This window comes from Streptomyces sp. a15 (genome assembly GCF_059026085.1).
On the sequence record NZ_JBWLKM010000018.1, the window covers coordinates 134,173 to 153,017 of the forward strand.

The 18,845-nt window shown below is 71.5% G+C and carries 21 protein-coding genes; 11 read left to right on the forward strand and 10 right to left on the reverse strand.

The genetic code is table 11. The features are described from left to right. Positions 1 to 114: 114 nt before the first annotated feature. Complete coding sequence (locus AC5P09_RS20685; RefSeq protein ID WP_266450813.1) at positions 115 to 1,002, forward strand: LysR family transcriptional regulator; 888 nt, start codon at positions 115 to 117, stop codon at positions 1,000 to 1,002. Between the two features lie 6 nt (positions 1,003 to 1,008). Here the strand turns inward: AC5P09_RS20685 and AC5P09_RS20690 are convergent, their stop codons facing one another. Further along, entirely contained in the window at positions 1,009 to 1,899 is an 891-nt protein-coding gene (locus AC5P09_RS20690; RefSeq protein WP_493875309.1) for an NAD(P)H-binding protein, read from the reverse strand. 130 nt (positions 1,900 to 2,029) lie between these two features. Here AC5P09_RS20690 and AC5P09_RS20695 point away from each other — a divergent pair, with 130 nt between their 5' ends. Further along, positions 2,030 to 2,875: a LysR family transcriptional regulator gene (locus AC5P09_RS20695; protein ID WP_493875310.1), complete on the forward strand. Its 846-nt coding sequence runs from the start codon at positions 2,030 to 2,032 to the stop codon at positions 2,873 to 2,875. Between the two features lie 22 nt (positions 2,876 to 2,897). On the opposite strand, the gene AC5P09_RS20700 is transcribed toward AC5P09_RS20695, so the two are convergent. The 3 genes from AC5P09_RS20700 to AC5P09_RS20710 all read right to left on the reverse strand — a co-directional run bounded on the left by AC5P09_RS20700 (position 2,898) and on the right by AC5P09_RS20710 (position 7,046). Next, on the reverse strand, positions 2,898 to 5,033 hold the full coding sequence (locus AC5P09_RS20700) for a putative bifunctional diguanylate cyclase/phosphodiesterase (RefSeq protein ID WP_493875311.1): 2,136 nt from the start codon (positions 5,031 to 5,033) through the stop codon (positions 2,898 to 2,900). Further along, a complete protein-coding gene (locus tag AC5P09_RS20705; RefSeq protein ID WP_493875312.1) occupies positions 5,030 to 5,842 on the reverse strand; it encodes an SAM-dependent methyltransferase in 813 nt (270 codons plus the stop codon). The genes AC5P09_RS20700 and AC5P09_RS20705 overlap by 4 nt, the downstream gene beginning before the upstream one ends. Positions 5,843 to 6,074: 232 nt before the next feature. After that, complete coding sequence (locus tag AC5P09_RS20710; protein WP_493875313.1) at positions 6,075 to 7,046, reverse strand: SCO0930 family lipoprotein; 972 nt, start codon at positions 7,044 to 7,046, stop codon at positions 6,075 to 6,077. 415 nt (positions 7,047 to 7,461) lie between these two features. Here AC5P09_RS20710 and AC5P09_RS20715 point away from each other — a divergent pair, with 415 nt between their 5' ends. The 3 genes from AC5P09_RS20715 (at position 7,462) to AC5P09_RS20725 (ending at position 9,401) form a co-directional block, all read left to right on the forward strand. Further along, a complete protein-coding gene (locus tag AC5P09_RS20715; protein WP_493875314.1) occupies positions 7,462 to 7,701 on the forward strand; it encodes a hypothetical protein in 240 nt (79 codons plus the stop codon). Positions 7,702 to 7,873: 172 nt separating this feature from the next. Further along, positions 7,874 to 8,638: a bestrophin-like domain gene (locus AC5P09_RS20720; RefSeq protein ID WP_493875315.1), complete on the forward strand. Its 765-nt coding sequence runs from the start codon at positions 7,874 to 7,876 to the stop codon at positions 8,636 to 8,638. 247 nt (positions 8,639 to 8,885) lie between these two features. Then, on the forward strand, positions 8,886 to 9,401 hold the full coding sequence (locus tag AC5P09_RS20725) for a hypothetical protein (RefSeq protein WP_493875316.1): 516 nt from the start codon (positions 8,886 to 8,888) through the stop codon (positions 9,399 to 9,401). A 138-nt stretch (positions 9,402 to 9,539) separates the two neighbouring features. Here AC5P09_RS20725 and AC5P09_RS20730 read toward each other — a convergent pair whose 3' ends face one another. Beyond that, positions 9,540 to 10,037 (reverse strand): hypothetical protein, encoded by a 498-nt coding sequence (locus AC5P09_RS20730; protein WP_493875317.1) that lies wholly within the window; start codon positions 10,035 to 10,037, stop codon positions 9,540 to 9,542. Positions 10,038 to 10,370: 333 nt separating this feature from the next. Between AC5P09_RS20730 and AC5P09_RS20735 the strand changes: the two genes are divergently transcribed. Next, positions 10,371 to 11,042 carry a class F sortase gene (locus AC5P09_RS20735; protein WP_493875318.1) on the forward strand — a complete coding sequence of 224 codons (672 nt, stop codon included), beginning with the start codon at positions 10,371 to 10,373 and terminating at the stop codon, positions 11,040 to 11,042. Positions 11,043 to 11,075: 33 nt separating this feature from the next. Here the strand turns inward: AC5P09_RS20735 and AC5P09_RS20740 are convergent, their stop codons facing one another. After that, on the reverse strand, positions 11,076 to 11,915 hold the full coding sequence (locus AC5P09_RS20740) for a polysaccharide deacetylase family protein (RefSeq protein WP_493875319.1): 840 nt from the start codon (positions 11,913 to 11,915) through the stop codon (positions 11,076 to 11,078). A gap of 494 nt (positions 11,916 to 12,409) precedes the next feature. On the opposite strand from AC5P09_RS20740, the gene AC5P09_RS20745 reads away from it, so the two are divergent. Beyond that, positions 12,410 to 12,874, forward strand: a complete 465-nt coding sequence (locus tag AC5P09_RS20745; protein ID WP_307678770.1) for a universal stress protein — start codon at positions 12,410 to 12,412, stop codon at positions 12,872 to 12,874. 14 nt (positions 12,875 to 12,888) lie between these two features. Here AC5P09_RS20745 and AC5P09_RS20750 read toward each other — a convergent pair whose 3' ends face one another. From AC5P09_RS20750 to AC5P09_RS20760, 3 genes are all read right to left on the reverse strand, one after another. Beyond that, on the reverse strand, positions 12,889 to 13,776 hold the full coding sequence (locus AC5P09_RS20750; RefSeq protein ID WP_493875320.1) for a 2OG-Fe(II) oxygenase family protein: 888 nt from the start codon (positions 13,774 to 13,776) through the stop codon (positions 12,889 to 12,891). Continuing rightward, positions 13,773 to 13,904 carry a hypothetical protein gene (locus AC5P09_RS20755; RefSeq protein ID WP_493875321.1) on the reverse strand — a complete coding sequence of 44 codons (132 nt, stop codon included), beginning with the start codon at positions 13,902 to 13,904 and terminating at the stop codon, positions 13,773 to 13,775. The genes AC5P09_RS20750 and AC5P09_RS20755 overlap by 4 nt, the downstream gene beginning before the upstream one ends. A gap of 128 nt (positions 13,905 to 14,032) precedes the next feature. After that, positions 14,033 to 14,866 carry an alpha/beta fold hydrolase gene (locus tag AC5P09_RS20760; protein ID WP_493875322.1) on the reverse strand — a complete coding sequence of 278 codons (834 nt, stop codon included), beginning with the start codon at positions 14,864 to 14,866 and terminating at the stop codon, positions 14,033 to 14,035. 57 nt (positions 14,867 to 14,923) lie between these two features. Here AC5P09_RS20760 and AC5P09_RS20765 point away from each other — a divergent pair, with 57 nt between their 5' ends. Then, positions 14,924 to 15,397: a MarR family winged helix-turn-helix transcriptional regulator gene (locus AC5P09_RS20765; protein WP_493875323.1), complete on the forward strand. Its 474-nt coding sequence runs from the start codon at positions 14,924 to 14,926 to the stop codon at positions 15,395 to 15,397. Positions 15,398 to 15,403: 6 nt separating this feature from the next. Here AC5P09_RS20765 and AC5P09_RS20770 read toward each other — a convergent pair whose 3' ends face one another. Next, positions 15,404 to 16,555: a CapA family protein gene (locus tag AC5P09_RS20770; RefSeq protein WP_493875324.1), complete on the reverse strand. Its 1,152-nt coding sequence runs from the start codon at positions 16,553 to 16,555 to the stop codon at positions 15,404 to 15,406. A gap of 213 nt (positions 16,556 to 16,768) precedes the next feature. Between AC5P09_RS20770 and AC5P09_RS20775 the strand changes: the two genes are divergently transcribed. The 3 genes from AC5P09_RS20775 to AC5P09_RS20785 all read left to right on the forward strand — a co-directional run bounded on the left by AC5P09_RS20775 (position 16,769) and on the right by AC5P09_RS20785 (position 18,773). Next, complete coding sequence (locus AC5P09_RS20775) at positions 16,769 to 17,314, forward strand: sigma-70 family RNA polymerase sigma factor (RefSeq protein WP_493875325.1); 546 nt, start codon at positions 16,769 to 16,771, stop codon at positions 17,312 to 17,314. A gap of 135 nt (positions 17,315 to 17,449) precedes the next feature. Then, positions 17,450 to 17,965: a hypothetical protein gene (locus AC5P09_RS20780; protein WP_493875326.1), complete on the forward strand. Its 516-nt coding sequence runs from the start codon at positions 17,450 to 17,452 to the stop codon at positions 17,963 to 17,965. Between the two features lie 151 nt (positions 17,966 to 18,116). Then, on the forward strand, positions 18,117 to 18,773 hold the full coding sequence (locus AC5P09_RS20785; protein ID WP_493875327.1) for a zf-HC2 domain-containing protein: 657 nt from the start codon (positions 18,117 to 18,119) through the stop codon (positions 18,771 to 18,773). The last annotated feature ends 72 nt before the right edge of the window (positions 18,774 to 18,845 follow it).

Below are 18,845 nucleotides of genomic sequence, written 5' to 3' on the forward strand. Positions count from 1 at the left end.
GTCGTCGGTCCGTCCGCGTTGCCAGAGCCATGTCACAGCACGCTACGGGTGTGCCGCCGATCGGTCCAAGACATGGTCCGGCTTGATTCCATAGTCTGCGGCTATCGTGCGAGTATGCAGTTCCAGCAGCTCCAGTATTTCGTGGCCGTCGCCGAGACCCGGCACTTCACCCGCGCCGCCGAACTCGTCCATGTCGCCCAGCCGTCCCTGTCGCAGCAGATCAAGGCGCTGGAGCGGGAGTTGGGCGCGGATCTGTTCCTGCGGGCGCGCGGCAACATCACGCTCACCGACGCGGGCGAGGCCCTGCTACCGCTGGCCCGGCGCATCCTCGCCGACGCGGACACCGCCCGGCACGAGGTGCTGGAACTGGTGCAGCTGCGCAGCGGCCGGGTCCGGCTGGGCGCCACCCCGAGCCTGTGCACGGGTCTGCTGCCGGACGTGCTGCGCGCCTTCCACGACCGCTACCCCGGCATCCGGCTGCTGATCGAGGAGGGCGGCTCGCACGATCTCGTACGGGAACTGGCGCGCGGCGCCCTCGACCTGGCCCTGGTCGTCCTCCCGCTGCCGACGCCCTCCCCCGCGTTGACGACGGTGGAGCTGCTGCGCGAGGACCTGGTGGTCGTCTCGTCTCCGGAGGCACCGGCGCCGGGCGGTCCGGGCCGGCGCACGGTCCGGATCGCCGACCTGGAGGGCGAACGCCTGGTGATGTTCCGGCACGGCTACGACCTGCGCGAGCTGACCGTGGCGGCGTGCCGCGCCGAGGGCTTCGAGCCGGACTTCGCGGTGGAGGGCGGGGAGATGGACGCGGTGCTGGGGTTCGTGCGGGCGGGGCTCGGCGTGGCCGTCGTGCCCCGGATGGTGGCGACGCGGTCCGGGCGCGGGCTGCGGGTCACCCCGCTGGCCCGGCCCGGACTGCATCGGATCATCGCCCTCGCACACCGCAGCGACGTGGCTCCGCCGCGGGCCGCGCGGGAGCTGCAGCGGATGCTGCTGGAGCGCTGAGGAGGCTCAGCCCGGTACGACCGTCCCGAACACCTCCTCGCACCACTGGCGGAAACCCGTGGGCGCGGACTCGGGGGTGGTCGGCGCGTCGGCGCCGTAGAAGCCCTGCTCGTTCAGGGCGTCCACCATGTCGGCCAGACCCTGCGCCCAGGCCTCGGTGGCCCCGAAGCGCCGCAGCGTCTCCCGGTGCTCCGCGCTGCTCGTCCGCTCTACGCGCACCGGCCGGCCCAGTACCTCGGAGAGGACCCCTGCCATGCCCTCGGGGGTCAGGTCGTCAGGTCCGACCAGCGGGACGTCGCGCTGTCCGGTCCAGTCGGGGGCGAGCAGCAGCCGGGCGGCCTCGGCGGCGATGTCGCGGGTGGCGCAGGTCCGCAGGACGCGGTCCGGGGCCGGCGCCACGCGCAGCACCCCCGCGTCGCGGATCGACTGGGCCTGGCGAAGCAGGTTCTCCATCAGGAACGGCGCACACAGCGCCCGGTAGTGCACGCCCGTGGCCGCGATCGCGTCGTCGGCGGCGAGCGACGCCGAGATCTGCCCGGCGTTCTTCGCCACCCCCCGGCCCAGGGTGGAGACGCCGACGACCCGCTCGACGCCCTGCTGTCCGATCACCTCGCACAGCGGCTCGGTGAAGGCGCGGAAGTGGCCCTCGACGGTGTCGGCGCCGGGCGTCGGCGGTACCAGCCAGAACACGCGGTCGGCGCCCGCGCACGCCTCCTTCAACGCGGCCGGGTCGGCATGCGAGCCCTGCACGACCTCGACGCGGTCCCGCGCCCGCGCGGACAGGCGGGCGGAATCTCGGACGATCACCCGGATCCCCCCGGTGTCCTCCGGGGCGTCGAGGAGGCGGTCGAGGACCTCGCTGCCGATCTGGCCGGTCGGAGTGGTGACGACGATCATGAACAATAACCCCCTTGAGGAACGCTTCACTTGACGTCGTCGAGCCTGCGGCCCGGCCTGCCCGAACTGAAGGACCGGTTCGCTCTCGCTTGTTACCCTCAGGGCAATACCGATCTCAGAGGGGGCACCTGTGGACTCCCGCCTGCTGCGCTACTTCGTCGCCGTCGCCGAGGAACTCAACTTCGCCCGCGCCGCCGAGCGGCTGGGCATCTCCCCGCCGCCCCTGTCGCGCGCGATCCGCCAACTGGAGACGGAGCTCGGCGCCACCCTCTTCGAGCGGACCACCCACACCGTGGCCCTCACGTCGGCCGGCACGGTGCTGCTCGACGAGGCGCGGTTCGCCCTGGAGGCCCTGGAGGCGGCCGGTCGGCGGGCCCGGCGCGCGGCGGCCCCGGAGCCGAAGCTGGTCCTGGCCATCAAGGCCGACGGGGACGCAGGCCTGCTGGAGCCGATCCTGGCGCGCTACGCCGACGAGCCGGCGGCCGTACCCGTCGCCGTGAGACTGTGCGACTGGCACGAACAACCGCGGCTGCTGCGCCAGGGCGAGGCCGACGCCGCCCTGGTCCACGAACCGTTCGACCGCACCGGCCTGGACGCCGAGACGCTGGCCGCCGAACCCCGCGTCGCGGCTCTCGCCGCGGGGCACCCGCTCGCCGCCCGCGACCACGTGACACTCGCCGATCTCGGCCTGCAACCCGGTGAACTGCGCCGCCACCTCGGGGAGATCCGCAGCGAAGGCCGCGACCTCGCCCAACTGCTCATGCTCGTCGCACTGGGCGACGTCGTCCCTCTGCTGCCTGCCTCGGTCGCCGCCCGCTATCCGCGCCCGGGCGTCGTCTACCGCCCGGCCCCGCACGCGCCGCCCGCGGTCCTGACCATCGCCTGGCCGCAGCAGTCCCGCTCGACGGCCACAGCCGCACTGGTCCGCGCCGCCGCGTCGGTGGCCGGCACCGTACGGGAGCGGCAGGCGAGTTGAGATCCCGTACGACCGCCTCGGCTCAGCCCGTCGCGTCCACCAGCGCCAGCTCGTGCAGCCGCTCCGGAGGGCCCGGGCGGGCGTAGTACCAGCCCTGGGCGGTGTCGCAGCCCAGTATCCGCAGTTGCTCGGCCTGGGCGCCGGTCTCCACGCCCTCCACCGTCACCGCGAGGTTCAGGCTGTGGGCGAGGGAAACGATCCCCTCGACGATCTTGAGGTCGACGGGGTCGGCCGGGAACTGCTGCATGCTCTGCGTGAAGGAGCGGTCCAGCTTGAGGATGCTCACCGGCAGACGGCGCAGGTTGGCCAGGTTCGAGTAGCCGGTGCCGAAGTCGTCCAGGGCGATGTCGACGCCCATCTCGGCGAGCCGCCGCAGCGGCTTCAGCAGATCGTCGTCCGCGCCGATCAGCGCCGACTCGGTGACCTCCAGGCAGAGCGCGTCGGGTTCGACGCCCATGCGCTCCAGGATGTCGACGGTGTCCTGCACCAGGCCGGGATGAGTGAGCTGGCAGGGCGAGAGGTTGACGTTGATCCGCATCGGCACCGCCGCGTCGTACCGTTCCCGCCACTCCCGGGCCTGGCGCACCGACTGCTCCAGGACCCAGCGGCCCAGCGGAACGATCAGCCCGGTGTGCTCGGCGAGCGGGATGAACCGGTCGGGGCCCAGCACTCCGTGCTGCGGATGCAGCCAGCGCACCAGCGCCTCGGCCCCGCGCACGCTGCCGTCACCGAGGTGGACCAGCGGTTGGTACTCGATGAAGAACTCGCCCCGGTCCAGGGCCGTCGGCAGCGCCGTGGTCAGTCCGTGCCGGGTGATGGCGCGGGCGTCGGCCTCCGGGTCGGCGAGCTCGAAGCGGTTGCCGCCCGCCGACTTGGCCCGGTACATGGTGATGTCGGCGCTGCGCAGCACCTCCGCCGGGCTGCGCTCCCCCGCCGGGCCCTCGACGATGCCGATGCTGCCGCGCACGGTCAGCTCACGGCCGTCGACGCTGATCGGGGCGACCATCGCGTTCATGATGCGCGCGGCGAGCTCGTCGACCTCGCGCTCGGTGTCGGGCCCGGTGGTCAGCGCCACGAACTCGTCGCCGCCGAGCCGGGCGACCATCTCGCCGGGCGCGGTCGCGCAGGACTGCAGCCGGTCGGCGACCTCGACGAGCAGCCGGTCGCCGGCCGCGTGCCCGAGGCTGTCGTTGATGGTCTTGAAGCCGTCGAGGTCGAGGTAGCACAGCCCGAACCGCTGGCCCTTCCCGGCGCCCAGTGCCTTCTCCAGGCGCTCGAAGAAGAAGGTGCGGTTGGGCAGGCCGGTGAGCGCGTCGTGAGTGGCCTCGTAGCGCAGCCGCAGGTTGAGCAGGCGGCGCTCGGTGGTGTCCTCCATGAGGGCCAGCTGGTACTGCGGGTTGCCGTCGGCGTCGCGCAGCAGGGAGACCGTCAGGTTGGTCCACAGGACCGTTCCGTCGGGGCGGTAGAAGGCCTTCTCCGTGTGGTAGTGCTCGCGCTCGCCGCGGACGAGTTCCTCGTAGAGCTTCCAGGTCTGGGGGGCGTCCTCGGCGTGCGTCCACTCCATGACGTTGCGGTCGCGCATGGTCTGCTCGGAGACGCCGAACATGCGCAGCAGCGCGCCGTTGACCTGGAGGATGTTGCCTTCGAGGTCGGCCATGCCGATGCCTATGGCCGCACCCTCGAACACCGCGCGGAAACGGGCCTCGGTCGCGTGCAGCGCCTGGGCGACCACGCCCTGCGCCTGCAACGCCGCCTGCGCGATGGCCTCCTGCTCGGCCAGCGTCCGCTCGCGCAGCGCCGCGGCGAACCCGGCGGCCATGGCGTGCTGCAGCCGCGCGGCGCGCGCCCGCAGATCCTCCTGGACGCCGTCCTCGCCGCAGTAGAGGACCAGGTAGGCGTCCACGCAGTCCAGGGTGCGGCTCAGCGCCTCCGGGTCGGTGCAGTGCACGGCGACCAGGGCGGCACCCACCGCCTTCGCCTCGTCCGCGTCGTAGGTCCTGGCCTTGAGCGCCTCGCTCAACCGCCGGGCCAGCGGCAGCAGTTGCTGCTCGAACTCGGGCCGGGTCGCGGACGTCGACGTCACCGGGAACACGGCCCGGCTCCAGATCGTCGCGAACCGCCGCAGTCTGTCCTCGGGCCCGTCCGGTTCCGCGCTCACGCCGTACGCCCCACGCCCGCGAACCCGGAGAACGCGTACGGATCCTCGTCCTCCGGTGCGGTGTCCGGCCGCCAGTGCGGCATCGCGACGAGTCCGGGCTCCACCATGTCGTACCCCTCGAAGAACCGCGCGATCTCCTCGCGCGAGCGCATGATCAGCGGATTGCGAATGTCCTTGTACACGTCCACCGCGCCCTCCGCCCGTTCCGCCGGCAACGGGATTCCCTCGTACGAGGCATGCGTCAGGAGCAGCAGGCTGCCGGGCGCGAGCGCGTCGCGCAGTTCGGCCACCGCTGAGTACGGGTCGTCCGCGTCTTCCACGAAGTGCAGTATGGCAACGAGAAGCAGCGCCACTGGCCGGTTCAGGTCGATCAGCCGCTGCACTTCGGGGCTCGCGAGGATCTCTTGGGGCTTGCGGAAGTCGGCCGCGACCACGCCCGCGCCCTCGTTGCCCGCGAGAACCGCCTCGCTGTGCGCCACCGCCACCGGGTCGTGGTCGACGTACACCACGTGCGCGTCGCCACACGCCGCCTGGGCCACCTCGTGGACGTTTCCGAAGGTCGGGATGCCCGAGCCGATGTCCAGGAACTGGGTGATGCCCTCGTCGACGGCGAAGCGCACCGCGCGGCGCATGAACGCCCGGTTCGCCTGCATGATCTTGGGCAGCCCCGGCATGAACTCCATGGCCTTGCGAGCCGCTTCCCGGTCGACCTCGAAGTTGTGCGAACCGCCCAGGTAGTAGTCGTAGATGCGCGAAACGCTCGGCACCGAGATGTCGATGCTTCGTGGGGCCCAGGCGGGACGCTCCATCTATCTCTCCAAGGCGTAGGCGATCCGGTGTTCGAGCAGAGGCTACTGATCGCCCGCCAATGGAGCGAGCAGAAACGGAAATTGACCGTCCGTTCCCGGTCACTGCCTGCGGCACGTGCCGAATTGATGCCCCGCCGCATCCGTCACGAAAAGTGCGGTGAACGACGGCAAACCGGTCCGCCCCCTCCGTGCGGCGCGGAGGGGGCGGACCGGTTGATCGGATACGCCGTTTCTACTGCTCGGGCGCCCCGACCGGCTTGCCGTCGGGTGCCACGGCGTACCAGGTGCCGCCGACGCCCTGGCCGTTGGTGTCACCGGGCTTCTTGTCACCGGCGAAGGTGTAGATCGGCACGCAGTCGATGGACTGCTGCTTGATGCCGTCGGGGCGGTCGAAGACCACATAGCCCCGGTTGGGCGTGGATCCCTGCAGATCGATGCCCTTGGTGTCGTTCGCGTCAACCGGTGCGACGACGGGCCACTTGTCCAGGCAGTCGCCGGTGCACTTGGTGGACATCGGCCACTGCGTGTCCTTCATGAAGCGGTAGACCGTGTGGCCGTTCTTGTCGATGACGATCTCACCGAGCTTGGCGTCCTTGCGCGTGGACAGCCCGGGCAGGTCGGCGGCGTTCTTCGCCTTCTTGCCGTCGGGGGCCAGCGAATACCACTTGCCGCCCACGCCCTGGCCGGTGACGTCGCCGGCCTTGGTGTCCTTCGCGTAGCGGTACGCCGGCCAGCCGCCGATGGTCAGCTGCTTGGTGCCGTCGGCGCGGGTGACCTCGCCGAGCAGCGCCTCGTCGACACCGGAGCCGGCCTCCGCGTCGTCCGCGGGAACCGGCGGCCAGGCGGTGGCACAGTCGCCGTTGCAGTTGGACTTCGGCGGTTCGGCCGTGTCCTCGTCGAAGCGGTAGAGAGTAAGGCCGGCGCTGTCGGTCAGCACATTGCCGAGTTCCGCGTTGGTGGACACGTTCAGTTCGCCCGCGGTGGACGCCTGGGCCGCTGCGCCCTGCCCGGCCTCCGGAGTGCTCGTGCCGGAAGCGGTACCGGTACCGATGCCGCCCACGGTGTAGTCGCCCGCCGCGGCCGTCGCGCCGACGTTCTGGCTGCCGGTCGACGGTGTGCCGCCTTCCTGGCCGCACGCGGTCGTCAGCGCCAGCACGGCCGCAGCGCTCGCCACGAGTGAGGCGCTCCGCCAGGAGGTCTTCATCGTCAACTCCCCATACTTTCAAAGGTGTTGCAACGCCCTGCTGCGCCGCTGCACGACCATGGGTACGCACGGGGGCCACGGTTGTGTTCAAACGCCTCGAACATTTCTTTTCGAAACCTGTGACTCCACGGTTCCCTCTTTCGGGGCAATCCCCTCGTGGCCGGGCGTGCGAGGGCGCCCCAGGCCTCATGATCTCCGTCGTGCATCGACCCGAACCGACCCAATCCGCCCCTGCCATACGGGCGTTTGCCCTGTTGGCACTGACGTGGCTGCTCGTGGGCGTCCCGGCCGAGGTGGCCGTGGCCGACGCCTGCGCCTCCGCCTCGACGGGGCCGGGCGGCACGCAGGCGGTGGCGGTCGCCGGCGGCCTCACCTGGCCGACTCCCCCGGCCTGCCCACCGCCTCCCCCTCCGCCGTGCCCGACCCCCACACCCACGCCTACGCCTACGCCCACGCCCACCCCGACTCCGCCGAAGCCCACCCCCACTCCGGCACCCACGCCGCCGAAGCCGACCCCGACGCCCGAGCCGCCGCCGGCGCCACCACCGGCACCGCAGCCGGCGCCACCCCGTCCGCAACCGACCCCCACACCGACTCCGCCCCCGCCTCCGCCGCCCCCGTCCCCCACCCCGACTCCGTCGGCGAAGCCCACTGAGCGCCCCTCCGCCGCCCCGGTCACCTATCCGCGGTACACGGCGCGCCACCCCCGCGAACGAACGGCCCACGGCGCCACGTCGCCGGTCACCTACGTCCTGCTCATCACCGTCCCCGCGGTGATCGCCGTCGCCGCGCTGCGGCCGCGCTAGTACTGATCATGGAGGAACCTCTTGCCGGAATGGCTTGTTCTCACCCTCGCGATGCTGGCCGCCTGCGTCGTGGTGGTCGTCATCACCGTCGTACGGGACCGCAGGGCGCCCGAGGACGAGGACCCCAGCGAGACGCCGGACGTCATCGAGTACATGACGATGTGGATCGGCGTGGTGTACGCCATCGTCCTGGGTCTGGCCATCGCGGGAGTCTGGGAGGCGCGCAGCGCGGCGCAGGACCACGTCCAGGCGGAGGCGCAGGCGCTGCACGAGATCTCGGAGCGGGTCCGGGTCTACCCGGCCGACGCCCGTGACCGCATTCGGGACGATGTCAACGCCTATGTCGGACACGTCGTCACCACCGAGTGGGAGTGGATGGCCGACAAGGGTCAGGTCACCGAGCGGGGCACCGAGCTCCTGCAGCAGGTTCGCGCGGACGTCACCGACTACCGGCCGAAGACCGACTTCGAGGCCCAGGCCTACCAGCCGGTCCTCGACCAGATGGCCGCCGCGGACCAGGCGCGCAACGCCCGGGCGGACTCGGCCGCGCCCACCATGCCGGGCGTGGTGTGGTTCGGACTGATCGGCGGCGGTGTCGTCACGATCGGGATGATCTTCGCGCTGCAGATCCGGCGTACGGCACGCGAACTGGTCCTCGCCGGGCTGTTCTCCGCGCTGATCGCCTTCCTGCTCTTCCTGATCTGGGACTTCGACGCGCCCTACAGCCGGGGCATCACCGCGTCGGCCGACCCGTTCCTGAGTCTCTTCCCGGGCATCAAGGGCTGACGGCACCGCGCCGCGGCGGCCACTGACAGTCCTCACCACAGAGCCGGCCGGGGGAGCGCCCGGCACGCCGCTGCCGTCCCCCGGCCGGAGGAGCGCGGTCGCCCGAGCGGCCCACACGCTTGCCCCATTCGCGCGACTGCGATCGCCAAGACGCACCCGTGTTCCTAGCGTTTCGGTCATCGAGGTGCATTTCCGGCGCAAGCGGAAAAGGTCCGCGCCTGCTCCTCGGGGACCCGGAGGATTCATCATGCGCGCGATACGCGTCGCTTCGGCCGCACTGCTGGGCGTGAGCGCCCTGACCGTCACCGGCTGCGTCGCCCAGGCGAGCGCCGAGAGCTCCGGCTTCCGGGTCGCCGTCCTGCCCTCGACCATCGCGGCCGGCGGACAGGTGACCCTGCGCGCGACCGGCTGCGACCAGGCCGTGTTCGTCTCCTCCGGCGTCTTCGACGACCTCACCATCCGCCGGGGCCAGACGACGGCCACGGCCATGGTCGACTGGGACGCCAAACCGGGCGCCCTGTACGAGGTGACGTTCCACTGCGGCACCTTCTGGCAGAACGCCACTCTGACCATCGCCGACGGCCGCCCGGTCCATCCGACTCCGGTGCCGGTGCACCCGAACCGGGGTGTGCACGCCGGGGAGGGCGGCAGCTTCGCCGGGTTCGACCTCAAGGAGATCGGCCTGGGAGCCGCGCTCATCGCGGGGTCGGTCGGGGCCGCGTACCACTTCTCCCGTCGCCGCACCGACGAGGACGGCGCCTGACCGCACCGCCCGTCCGCGTCATCCGCGCAGGCCTTCGCCCCGGATCCCTGAAGAAGGGACCGGGGCGAAGGCCTGCGCACGTGCGATCCGTTGTCTCCGAAGGGGGGAGGCCAGATCAGGTGCCGGGCTCGCGGACCGTCAGATCCGCTTCTCGGACCGGCGGCGCATCCAGAACACCCCGCCGCCGACGACGGCCGCGGCCACGAGTCCGCCGCCGATGGCGATGTCGGTCGGGGTCGCCCCGGTGGAGGTGCTGCCGCCGATACCGCCCTGGACACCGCCGATGACGGTGAAGGCGGCCGGGTTCGTCAGCGTCTGGCCGTTGCAGTTGACCGTGATGCTGTGCGAGCCGGGGCGGGCGTTGTTGTGGATCGTCGCGGTTCCCTTCGCCGTCTGGTTGGCGCCGTGGATCGGCTTGAGCGTTGTGCTCGGGAACGCCTCCGAGGTCATGGTGCCGCCGGTGGGGCAGTTGTCGACAGTGACGGTCAGCTGCCCGCCGCGGGCGATGACGCTGGGCAGGGCGACGATGTTGCTGGGGCCGACGCCCATGCCGTCCCGGGCGGCGGCCGCGGGGGCGGCGAGCCCGAGAGCGGCGACGGCGGCGCCTGCGGCCGCCAGGGCACGAGTAGTACGCATGTGATCCTCCGCGGGAGGCGCCCCGGGAACCGTCCCCGGTCGATCGGCGAGAAAACGCCTCCCAGACAGACCCTCAGATGCCCTGCGCGGACCCGCATTTCGGGAATGGTCCGTCCTGGTGAGCGGACACGCCGAGCGATAAGCGCACAATCGGATATCACCGCAGGTCACGGACCGTCAGAAAATTCCTTTCCGCGGCAACTCGGATGGCGCACCAAGGGCTGCGCGGGCCACCCGTTCGCGTCCGTCCCGTCGCCGGTTTCGCACGCGGCACTTAGCGTTCTCGTATGCGCGAACAGACGTGGCGACGGCCGCGTCGAGAGGGGAAGTCGAATGTCTGCGTCCGAGCTGGCCGAACTGGCCGAAGAGGAGGAGCGGCGCAAGAAGCGTGCTCCCTGGGGCGTGATAGCGCTTGTTCTGCTGACCGGCCTCGCGCTCATTCGCAATGGTTCGGGGGAGTTCGACGTCGGGCCGCCGCAGCCCGCGTCGGCGGCCGCGGCGGACAGCCGGCTGCCCGGCGGCACCTTCGCCGCGGCACCCGAGCCGCTGCCGTACTCCATCCCCGACCGGGTCAGGCTCCCCGCGATCCAGGTCGACGCGCCGGTCATCCCGGTGGGCCTGGACGCGGACGGCTGGGTGGCCGCGCCGCCGCCGGAGGACCCGAACCTGGCCGGCTGGTTCACCGGCGGCGTCTCCCCCGGCGAGAAGGGCACCGCGGTCGTCGTCGGCCACGTCGACAACCAGCAGGGCCCCGCCGTGTTCTACGGACTCGGAGCCCTGAAAAAGGGAAACCGCGTCGAGATCGCGCGCAAGGACGGAAAGACGGCCGCGTTCGAGATCTACGGCATCGAGGTGTTCGAGAAGAACAACTTCCCCGGCGACCGTGTCTACGGTTCCAAGGGCAGCCCCGAATTGCGGGTCATCACCTGCGGGGGCGGTTTCTCCAAGCAGAGCGGTTACAACGGGAATGTCGTCGCCTTCGCCCGCCTGGTCGAGGTCCGCTGAGCGTTCCGCGACCCGGCGGGCGGTGCGGCCCGGTCAGGCGTGCTGCCGCCGCGGGACGGTGATGTGGTAGCCGGAATCGAGCAGATTCGGCAGATAGTCGCGCAGCGCTCTGACACTCTGGGTGCGGTCGCCCCCGGCGTCGTGCGAGAGCACCACGACCCCGGGGGCGGCGCCGTGCTCCACGCGTTTGACGATGCTCCGGGTGCCGGGGGTGGTCCAGTCGAGGGTGTCGACGGTCCAGGCCAGCGGTTCCATGCCGAGTTCGGCGCCGAGTTGGAAAGCGGCGCGGTTCCAGGCTCCGTAGGGTGCGCGGAACCACACGGGCCGCTCGCCGTACGCCTTCTCGATGACGTCGCAGGTGCGTTCCATCTCCGAGCGGATCCGCCCGCGGCTCAGGCGGGTGAGCAGCGGGTGGGACCAGGTGTGGTTGCCGACGGCGTGTCCCTCGTCGGCCATGCGGGCCAGCAGGTCCGGATTGTCGGCCGCCATCTCCCCGCACACGAAGAACATCGCGCGGACGTCGTACTCCGCCAGGGTGTCCAGGATGTCCGGGGTGTAGCGGGGGTCGGGCCCGTCGTCGAAGGTCAGCACCATGGAGCGGCCGCGTCCGGACACGCGCAGGAGCGGCTCGTGCCGTACCAGGGTCCGGTGGGAGGCGGTCCGTGGCGGGCCGTAGCCGGTCAGGGGCTGGAGGCGGTAGGCGGAGGGCTTGAGCGCGCGGCGGTCCGGGGGGCCGGCCGCGGGCCGGACCGGCTCTTCGCCGGTGACCGCCGCCAGCACTCCGGCCGTGCCTGCCGCCGCGCAGGCCGCGGCGCCGGCGAGCAACGCCCGGCGCCGGGTGAGCAGCCGGGTGAGCAACTGATCCTTCGTCATGACTCATCAGTCGCCCAAGGCGGACCCGACGCACCACAGCAACACCGGGGCGGCGGCACGATTCCACCCGCCCGGCCCACGGGCGGTGGGCGCGGCCTCACCCACTCGGCGGAGTCGTGACACATCGGCAAAGGCGGCGTACCCGTGGGAAGGACAACGCCTCACGGGTCGTCAGGCGGTGCCGGATCCGAACGGATGCGGACCTGTTCGGGCAGGTCCGCATCCGGTTCGCCGGGCCCGGCCCCGTCCCCTCCGTCGGGGCCGAGCGCCGAGGGCGACGGCAGGCCTTCGCCGGTGGCCGGCCGATGCCCGCCCTTCGGGTGCCCCTTTCCCCGGACTTTGCGCAACGACGGTACGGAGACGAAGGCTTCGGCGGTCGCGGGGCGGCCGGCACGGTGACACGCATGGCCCGACTGCGAGAACAGTCCGGCCCGCTCGACCCTCGAGAAGTCCCGGCGGGGGTGGGACCTGCGGTTTCCGATAGCCTCACAGCCGTGACGGAACAGCAGCACTCGCAGGGGTTCGAGCGGGGAACGGACGGCCCCAAGGTCATCGTGGTCGGCGTGGACGGCTCCGACTCATCGCTCCGCGCCGCGGCATATGCCGGCGGCCTGGCCCGGCGCCAGCACGCGTTGCTCGCGGTCGTGTACGTGCAGCCGATGCTCGCGGGAGGCGCGGCGCTCGGCGCGCCGGTCGCCGACACGACCGACGCGATCGCCGAGGACCTGGTGGCGCAGATCCGGCACGCGACCGAGCAGACCCGCGGGATATTCGACGTGCGCTGGGAGTTCCACACCTTCCGCGGCGACCCCTACAACGGTCTGGTGAAGGCGGCGGACGACCTCAAGGCGGACGCGGTGGTGGTGGGCGCCTCCGAGCAGGCCGGCCACCGGATCATCGGCTCGGTCGCGGTGCGGCTGGTGAAGGCGGGGCGGTGGCCGGTGACGGTGGTGCCGTAGGCGGACGCGGGGGCTCAGGCCGGCGCGTCTTCACGGAGCCGGTCGAGGATCTTCAGCCGTCCCTCGGCCTCGATACGAGCCGTGGTCACTCGGTTCGGGTAGCACCGCGTGAACATGTTCGTGAAGTGGGTGCCGTAATGGATGAACTCGTCGGTGCCGGCGTCGGTGAGAGGGCGGGCCACCGCGTTGAAGGCCGGCTCGTGGAAGTAGGCGAGGGTGTAGCGCTCGCGGTCGGCCAGGCGGACCTTGTGCGGGGTGGACAGCAGGGCGCCGCCGGTCATGAACTGCATGATGTCGCCGGGGAAGACCGTGAAGACGGCCGGGACCGGGGTGACGTAGGTCCAGGGCTCGGCGTGTTCGTACCGGCCCGCCATGGACTCGCCGGGCAGCCAGTTCCGGCCGCGCTCCTCGCCGGGTACGGGCGGGCGGACGTAGAGGCCGCCGACCTCGTCCTGGGCGGCGATGACCAGCAGGCCGTAGTCGGTGTGGGCACCGATGCCGCGCTCGGAGGTGGCCGCGGCGGGCGGGAAGCGCAGCACGCGCATGTGGTGCCAGCCGTCCTCGGTGAGCCGGGTGAAGCGGTCGATGTCCCGCAGGCCCAGGCCCAGGGCCGTCAGCCGCAGCAGGCGGTGACCGATCTCCCCGACGGCGGCCAGGTAGTCCTTCATGGCCCGGGCGTAGGCGGGTGAGGGCCAGGGGGCGGGGCCGTGACAGGGCCACCGTTCGGTGACGCGCGGGTCGTCGGCGGGGATGTCGGGGCAGACGGTGTAGATCTCCGAGCCGTCCCGCTCCCCCGCCGTCTCCTCCTCACCGGATGCCACGTAGCCGCTGTAGGTGAGGTCCGAGACGTGGGCGGCCTTCTCCTTGAGGGGTCTGCCGCAGAAGGCCCGGGAGGCCGTCAACGCCCGTTGGGGGCGGCCTGTTGGGTCGCGGTGGCGCTGATCCGGAAGATGCCGTCCGACTGCCAGGCCGCGACGAGGGCCCTGCCAAGGGTGATGTCCGCGTCGTTGCCGTCGACAGCGGGCGGCAAGCGGAATGTCCTCAACGGCGTCGGGGTTCGTTGGCCGCTGCTCATGAGCGTGCTCCGAGAGCCGTGCGATGGGGTGCGCTATCGGTTCAGCGCCAAACTACTGCGAGCCCGTCCTCCTGAACAGCCGTTCAGTTATGTGAGTCCGCCACGAGGCTGCGGAGGAAGTCGAGAAGGATCTCGTTGAAGACCTCCGGCTGCTCCAGGTTCGGGTAGTGGCCGACGCCGTCGATGATCCGGGAGCGGCCGTCGCGGACGGTGTCGGCGAGGCGCTCGGCCGCGTCGGTCATGTCGGCGGGTTCGAGGCTGCCGTTGAGGGCGAGGAGCGGGACGTCGATCTTGGGCAGGCGGGTCCAGGAGTCGGTCACGCGGACGTGCCAGTCCTTCTCGCCCGGCTCGTGCTTCGAGATCGTATGGAGGGCCATCTCCCGCAAGCGGCGCAGGATGTCCTGGTCGATGTCGTCGGCGGTCCGGTGCTGACCGTGTATACCGCGCACGTATGCCCTGAGCCAGCCCTCGATGTCGCCGGCGCCCAGCGTGCGCGCGAACTCGGCCTGGATCTCGCGGTGCCAGGGATCCGTGTACTGGAAATCGCCGGTCGCGGCGCCGCAGGTGACCACCGCACGGACGAGCTCCGGGTGTTCCAGCACCGTGTCGGTGGCGACCAGCCCGCCCATCGACAGTCCGACGAGGACCGCGGGCCCCGCGTCGAGGTGGCGCAGCAGACCGGCGAGGTCGTCGGCCCAGCGGAAGGGCGCGGTCGCGTTGGCGGAGGAGCCGTGTCCGCGTATGTCCGGGGCGATCACGCGGTGTTCGGCGGCGAGGGCCGGGATCTGGTCGTCCCAGAACCGGTGGTCGACGTACCCGGCATGGAGCAGGACCACCAGGTCCCCGGAGCCGGTGTCGAGGTAGGCGAGATCGCCGTCGGCAGACGGGAAGAAGCGAAGGCCCGAAGCAGCATTCATGACAACCAAGGTGTCATTCCTGACGGGATTTGACAACCACGGTGTCATGATGACCTGGTGAACGACAGCCAAGAGCCCCTCACCCCCGACGAACTCGGCCGGCGCCTCACCGAGGTCTTCGATCTGGTCGGCCCGCTCTACCGGCGCGCCGCGCACAAGGTCGAGCAGGCCGAACCGGTCGAGGGCGCGTCCGCGGGCGTACGCGCGGTGCTGAACCTGCTGCGGCAGAACGGGCCCATGACGGTGCCTCAGATGGGCCGCGCACAGGCGCTGAGCCGGCAGTTCGTGCAGCGCATGGTCAACGACGCGGCGGCCCGCGGCTGGGTGGAGGTCACGCCCAACCCCGCACACCAGCGGTCCTCGCTGATCCGGCTCACCGAGGACGGACAGGCCACCATCACCGCCGTCCTGGCACGGGAACACACCCTCAACCGGCAGGTGGGCGGCGATCTGACCGACGCCGAGGTGCGGGCGTGTGTGCGGGTGCTGACCGAGATGGTGCGCACCTTCGACCACGTGGACGTGGACTGACCCGGACTACTGCCCCATCGTCAGCCCGTCCTGCGCCGCACCCCGGCTGAGGACCACGTCCCGGATCCGGTCGCGCACGCCCCGCACGTCGGCGCCCTGGGCGAGCGCCCGGTTGAGGTTGACCACCCGGCCGGCGTCGACGTCGAAGAGCTGCGGCACGAACTCCGCCTTCGTCACCTGCCACCGCTCCCCCGGCCGGGCGGGCGGGGCGAAGGTGAAGCGGCCGAGGGTGGACTGGTTGCCGCGCGGGTCCTGACCGCCCTGATGGTTGAACATCTCGCCGGCGACCTGGTCGCCCATGCCGTAGATCACCCAGGTGCCGTTGACCTTCTGGTACGCCTGCGGGACGTGCGCGTGGGTGCCGAGGATCAGGTCGATGTCGGGGCGGGTGCCGGTGCGGGCGGCGGTGAGTGCGCGGGCCAGCGCGAGTTGGCTTTCGTCGGGCGCGTCCTGCCATTCGGTGCCCCAGTGCAGGGACACGACGACCACGTCGGCGCCCGCCGCCCGGGCCGCCCGCGCGTCCGCGACGATCTTGTTCTCGTCGATCAGGTTGACGGCCCAGGGCTGCCCGGGCGGGAGCGGGAAGCCGTTCGTGTCGTAGGTGTAGGCGAGGTGGGCGACCTTCGCGGGGCCCGCGCGCAGCACCGTGACCGTGCGCGCCTCGGCCTCGCTGCGCGCCGAGCCGGCGTGCCGTACGCCCGCGCGGTCGAGGGCGTCCAGGGTGCGGCGGATGCCGTCGGCGCCGTCGTCGAGGCTGTGGTTGGAGGCGGTGGAGCAGCCGTCGTAGCCGGTGGCGGCGAGGCCCGTGGCCACTTCGGGCGGGGACTTGAAGGCGGGGTAGCCGGTGTAGTCGCCGTTCGCGCCGTAGACCGTCTCCATGTGGCACAGCGCCAGATCGGCGCGGGAGACGAGCGGCTCGACGCCAGCCAGTATCGGGCGGAAGTCGTAGCCGGTGCCGCCCGCGTCGAAGCGGGCGCGGTCGATGATGGAGCTGTGCGGGAGGACGTCGCCGGAGGCGACGAGCGTGAAGCCGTCGGCGTCGGTCGGCGCGGGATGTCCCGGCCGGGCGGGCGCGACCTGGTCCTGGGCCTGACAGGCGGCGCTCGCGGCGAGGAGTGCCGTGAGGGCCAGGGCCACCTGCCGTCTGCGTGCAATCATCAGCTCACCCCACTGTGATCAAATTTACGCATAAATAGGTACGGTGCTGAAGGCGCCCGCAAACAACCTGCCCGCCCTCTTTAGCCCGTCCGGAGCGCGCGCACGGCCGGATGCTGACCGTTCGTCGAACCGTTCGTCGACGCGATCGACCGTCCGCCGCAGACATCTGCGCCCGCCCTGTCCAGGAACGGCCCCCTGATGTGCCATACGGCCATGACGGCCGGAACCACTCTCACGAACGGGACGACCGCCGAGCACGAGCTCGCCGCACTGCAGCGCGAGCACGGCCGGCCCCTTTTCGCGCTCTTGCTCCGGCTCTGTGACGGTGACCGGCAGCGCGCCGAGGACCTGGTGCAGGAGACCCTCGTCCGCGCCTGGCAGCATCCCGAGGCCCTGCGCGCCGACGACTTCGAGTCCGTACGCCCGTGGCTGCTGACCGTGGGCAGGCGGCTCGCGATAGACGCGCGGCGGGCCCGGCAGGCGCGGCCCGCGGAGGTCGGCGACGCGATCCTGGAGAACGCCCGGGTGTGCGCCGACCACGCCGAGCGGGCCGCCGCCACCCTCGATGTGCGCGAGGCTGTGAAGACACTCACTCCGGAGCACCGTGAAGTCCTGGTGCTGGTGTATTTCCAGGGGGCGAGTGTGGCGGAGGCCGCGAAAATCCTCGGTATCCCGCCCGGTACGGTGAAGTCCCGCGCGTACTACGCGCTGCGCGCCCTGCGCCGGGTGCTTCCCGGATATGCGGCCGACCTGCGGTGAAACCCATGGCCGAGTCAAACCTCCGTAAAGCGCCTTGCCCCTGACCCCGGTTGAGTAATCGGCTGTCCTCATCCGTGTTCCGCACTGGGGCCCCGCAACGGGCGATGCGCACGCACCGGAGGAAGGCAGGAAGGAATGCTGCACAGAGGTCAAGAGAGCACGGACGGCGCCGGCGGCGGCGAACTCACCGTCCCCATGGCGTGGTTGTACGCCGAGTACATCGCCGACGAACTGCTGCGATCCGGGGATCTGATGCCCCCGACGTCGTTCGAGTTCCGCGCCGGGCGGGACGCTCTGGCACTGACCGTCTTCCTGTCCGACACCGACGGGGAACTGTCCGGCATCCAGGTCGTCTCCCAGCTGGAGAACTGGCTGTCGCTGACGGCGTACGACCAGCCGTGGCAGACCTGGGTGGACGAACGGATGGCCGAGCTCGCCGCCGACGCGGCGGCCGCCGGCGGGCCCTCACCCGACCTGGACCTGGCCCGGGCGGCCTGGCGCTGGCTGGAGGAGACGGAGCTGCTCGCGCCCGATCTGAACGCGGTGCCGGGAGGCGGTCCGGTGATCGGTGAGGACGAGGGGCCCAAGGTGTGGACGCCGGCCTGGCAGCTCGGGTTGCCTCTGGGACACCTCGCCATCCACCTTTTTTAGATTCGTCTCGACTCGGACCAATCCGCGGGTGTGGCCGCTCCGAATCCCTTGGTTGCGATTCTGTGGGTGCCTTGAGTGATTCGGCGGGTTGGTGCGTACCGGTGGGAGCAAGGAGTGACCCCACCCGCACCCAACGGCACGAGGATTCGTCATGAGGTCCCTGGAGAGGCATCGCGACGTCGGCGCGTACGCGCTCGGCGTGCTGGACGAGGCGGACGCGTTCCGCTTCGAGGACCACCTCATGGAGTGCCCCCGCTGTGCGGCATCCGTGACCGAATTCGGGCCCGCGACCCGGCAGTTGATGCTGTACCGGCGGGCGACACCGCGTGTGGTGCACCCCACGGCGCAGCCCGGTCCCCGGATGCTGGAGCGGCTCCTCGGCGAGGTCGCGGTACGGCACCGGGCGCGGCGCAGGCGGCTGTGGTACGTCGTGGCCGCGTCGGTGGTGCTCGCGGTGGCGGGCCCCGGAGCCGTGCTGATGACGGACGGCGCCGACGGGGCCGTGCGGGTCACCGCGACCGACGAACGGACCGGCGTCTGGGCCGAGGTCACCACCGAGGACGAGGCCTGGGGCAGCGACATCGAGGTCAAGGTCAAGGACGGCGCCGGTCCCCGCACCTGTCACCTCGTCGCCATCGGCCACGACGGCTCCGAACAGACCATCGCCACCTGGGGCGTCCCCGGCCACGACGCCCGCCCCAACACCATGCGCGGCGGCTCGACGATGCACCCCGACCAGATCGCCCGCTTCGTGGTCCGCACGGCGACCGGGGAGCAGCTGGTGACGCTCGAGTCCCGCCAGGACTAGGGGGTGTTTCGAAAGTCCTGTGCGGTGCCCGCGGTGTTCGGTGCGTGCCATCGGCGTGCCGGACGAAGGCCC

What these genes read in the sequence shown, in the direction of transcription:
- AC5P09_RS20735 (WP_493875318.1), top strand. Translation starts at nt 10,371, where the DNA reads ATGTCTGCGTCCGAGCTGGCCGAACTGGCCGAAGAGGAGGAGCGGCGC.
- AC5P09_RS20760 (WP_493875322.1), bottom strand. Translation starts at nt 14,866, where the DNA reads ATGAATGCTGCTTCGGGCCTTCGCTTCTTCCCGTCTGCCGACGGCGAT.
- AC5P09_RS20725 (WP_493875316.1), top strand. Translation starts at nt 8,886, where the DNA reads ATGCGCGCGATACGCGTCGCTTCGGCCGCACTGCTGGGCGTGAGCGCC.
- AC5P09_RS20685 (WP_266450813.1), top strand. Translation starts at nt 115, where the DNA reads ATGCAGTTCCAGCAGCTCCAGTATTTCGTGGCCGTCGCCGAGACCCGG.
- AC5P09_RS20770 (WP_493875324.1), bottom strand. Translation starts at nt 16,555, where the DNA reads ATGATTGCACGCAGACGGCAGGTGGCCCTGGCCCTCACGGCACTCCTC.
- AC5P09_RS20780 (WP_493875326.1), top strand. Translation starts at nt 17,450, where the DNA reads ATGCTGCACAGAGGTCAAGAGAGCACGGACGGCGCCGGCGGCGGCGAA.
- AC5P09_RS20705 (WP_493875312.1), bottom strand. Translation starts at nt 5,842, where the DNA reads ATGGAGCGTCCCGCCTGGGCCCCACGAAGCATCGACATCTCGGTGCCG.
- AC5P09_RS20710 (WP_493875313.1), bottom strand. Translation starts at nt 7,046, where the DNA reads ATGAAGACCTCCTGGCGGAGCGCCTCACTCGTGGCGAGCGCTGCGGCC.
- AC5P09_RS20730 (WP_493875317.1), bottom strand. Translation starts at nt 10,037, where the DNA reads ATGCGTACTACTCGTGCCCTGGCGGCCGCAGGCGCCGCCGTCGCCGCT.
- AC5P09_RS20775 (WP_493875325.1), top strand. Translation starts at nt 16,769, where the DNA reads ATGACGGCCGGAACCACTCTCACGAACGGGACGACCGCCGAGCACGAG.
- AC5P09_RS20740 (WP_493875319.1), bottom strand. Translation starts at nt 11,915, where the DNA reads ATGACGAAGGATCAGTTGCTCACCCGGCTGCTCACCCGGCGCCGGGCG.
- AC5P09_RS20690 (WP_493875309.1), bottom strand. Translation starts at nt 1,899, where the DNA reads ATGATCGTCGTCACCACTCCGACCGGCCAGATCGGCAGCGAGGTCCTC.
- AC5P09_RS20785 (WP_493875327.1), top strand. Translation starts at nt 18,117, where the DNA reads ATGAGGTCCCTGGAGAGGCATCGCGACGTCGGCGCGTACGCGCTCGGC.